The 1888-nt window shown below is 71.0% G+C and carries 3 protein-coding genes; all 3 read right to left on the reverse strand.

The features are described 5' to 3' along the window. Window positions 1–609 (reverse strand): alpha/beta hydrolase fold domain-containing protein (locus AX721_RS06025; RefSeq protein WP_156467035.1); only part of this gene is annotated, 609 nt, incomplete at its 3' end. Then, entirely contained in the window at window positions 609–1232 is a 624-nt protein-coding gene (locus AX721_RS06030) for a TetR/AcrR family transcriptional regulator (RefSeq protein ID WP_068875116.1), read from the reverse strand. The genes AX721_RS06030 and AX721_RS06025, both read right to left, overlap by 1 nt. Window positions 1233–1388: 156 nt before the next feature. Beyond that, a partial coding sequence (locus AX721_RS06035; protein ID WP_231754704.1) for a methyl-accepting chemotaxis protein occupies window positions 1389–1888 on the reverse strand: 500 nt, incomplete at its 5' end.

The following is a 1888-nucleotide window of genomic DNA, read 5'->3' on the forward strand; positions in this document are numbered from 1 at the left end:
CTTCAGATCCTGGCAGACGATCGCCGCGAAATTCCCGCCCATGGAGTCGCCGCCGATGGCGACCCCCGTCGCGCCGTAGGCGGCCGCCTGGCCGCGGGCCCAGCGGTAGGCGGCCAGCACGTCGTCCAGGCCGGCCGGGAAGCGATGTTCCGGCGCCAGGCGGTAATCGACCGACAGGACGGGCGCGCGCGTGACGCGGGCCAGCAGGGCGCAGAAGCAGTGGCTGGTGTCGAGCGTGCCGATCACCCCGCCGCCCATGTGCGCCCAGACCATCAGCGGGGCGCCCGGGTCCTGCGCTTCGGGGCGATAGAGGCGGGCCGGGACGTTTCCGTCGGCCCCCGGCACGCTGAGCGCCTCCCACCGCACGCCCGGCTCGAGGTCGCCGCTGACCGCCGCAAGCGCTTGCGTCTCGCCGCGACGCGCCTCAGCCGGCTGCAGCGTCTCCATCGCGGGACCCTTGCGGGCCTGGGCCGCCAGGAACTGGAGGCGCGGATCCAGGGTGCGGCCGCCCTTGTAGACCACGCCGCCCCCGGCCATCAGGCGCAGCAGGGGCGCGGGCAGCGAGAGGATCGTGCGGGCGATGAGGCGCTGCGCGGCGGCAGACGCCATCAGCACCTGGCTCCGGGCAGGCCCTTCAGGCCGTTCAAGATCATCTCCACGGCGAAGTCGGCGGCGGCGACCGTGTCGATGGGCCGGCGCATCAGCATGCGGTCGCAGACCTCGCGCGCCACGGCGATGCAGGCGGCGGCCATGTAGTCGGGATCGGAGACGGGTCCGCGGCCTTCGACAATGGCGTTCTGGATCGCGTCCTTCACCTCGGCGAACACGGCGGCCATCTCGGGCGTCTCGCCGTGCACGTGCGGCTGCTGTTCGCCGGCCGGGCGGCGGGCCGCCCAGCTGATGTGCTCGTCGGCCATGAACTCGAAATAGGCGACGATGGCGTCGCGGACGAAGGATTCCAGCGGACCGCCCTTACCCCGGAGCGCCTTGAGGATCGGGGCGAACCGGCGCGCGCCGTCGTCGGCGAGGGCGGCGAACACCTCCTCCTTCGAGCGGTAGTAGTTGTAGAACGTGCCGGCCGCGAGGCCGGTCCGCCGTATGATGTCGCGGACCGTGGCGGCCTCGTAGCCCAGCTCGCCGAAGACCTCGCGGGCGGCGTCCAGGATGGCCTGGCGGTTCTGGACCTTGGTCTGCTCCCGCTTGCCCACGGGAAGATAAGCGACCTGCGACATTCGAACCCCAACGCCCCCGAAAAACTTGACGGGTGTCATATTAGGGTCGTCGCGACTTTACGCAAACGGAAAGGGCCGACGCACGTATGGTCCCGTGCGCCGGCCCCCGTCACCAAGGCGCGTATGGTCCCGCGCCCCGATTCTGTTCGGTTGGTCTTAGAACTCGGTCCAGTCGTCCGCCGCTTCGGCCAGGGCCGTGGCGCCGGCGGTGGCGAAGGTGGGACGCGCCGAGCGCGGCGGGGGCGTGTTGGCCCGTGCGGCCTCGCTCGACTGGCTGAGCTGGAAGCGTGACACCAGGCCGAAGAGCTCCTCGGTCTGGTCGGCCAGCATGCGGCTGGCCGCGGTGGTCTCTTCCACCATCGCCGCGTTCTGCTGGGTCACCTGGTCCATCTGGTTCACCGCGGTGTTCACCTCGGCGATGCCGGTCGCTTCCTCCCGGGCCGACGCGGCGATCTCGCTGACCAGCTTGGAGACCTCATCCACGTGCGCCACGATCCGGTGCAGGGCCTGGCCGGTCTCGCCGACCAGGTTCACGCCCTCGGACACCTGGGCCGTGGAGGTGGAGATCAGGCTCTTGATCTGCTTGGCGGACTCCGCCGAACGCTGAGCCAGGGCCCGCACTTCCGAGGCGACGACCGCGAAGCCCTTGCCGGCAT

Source organism: Phenylobacterium sp. CCH9-H3 (genome assembly GCF_001557235.1).
Classification (GTDB): Bacteria; Pseudomonadota; Alphaproteobacteria; order Caulobacterales; family Caulobacteraceae; genus Phenylobacterium.

Coding starts and splice junctions, on each gene's coding strand:
- AX721_RS06030 (WP_068875116.1), bottom strand. CDS start 1,232: ATGTCGCAGGTCGCTTATCTTCCCGTGGGCAAGCGGGAGCAGACCAAG.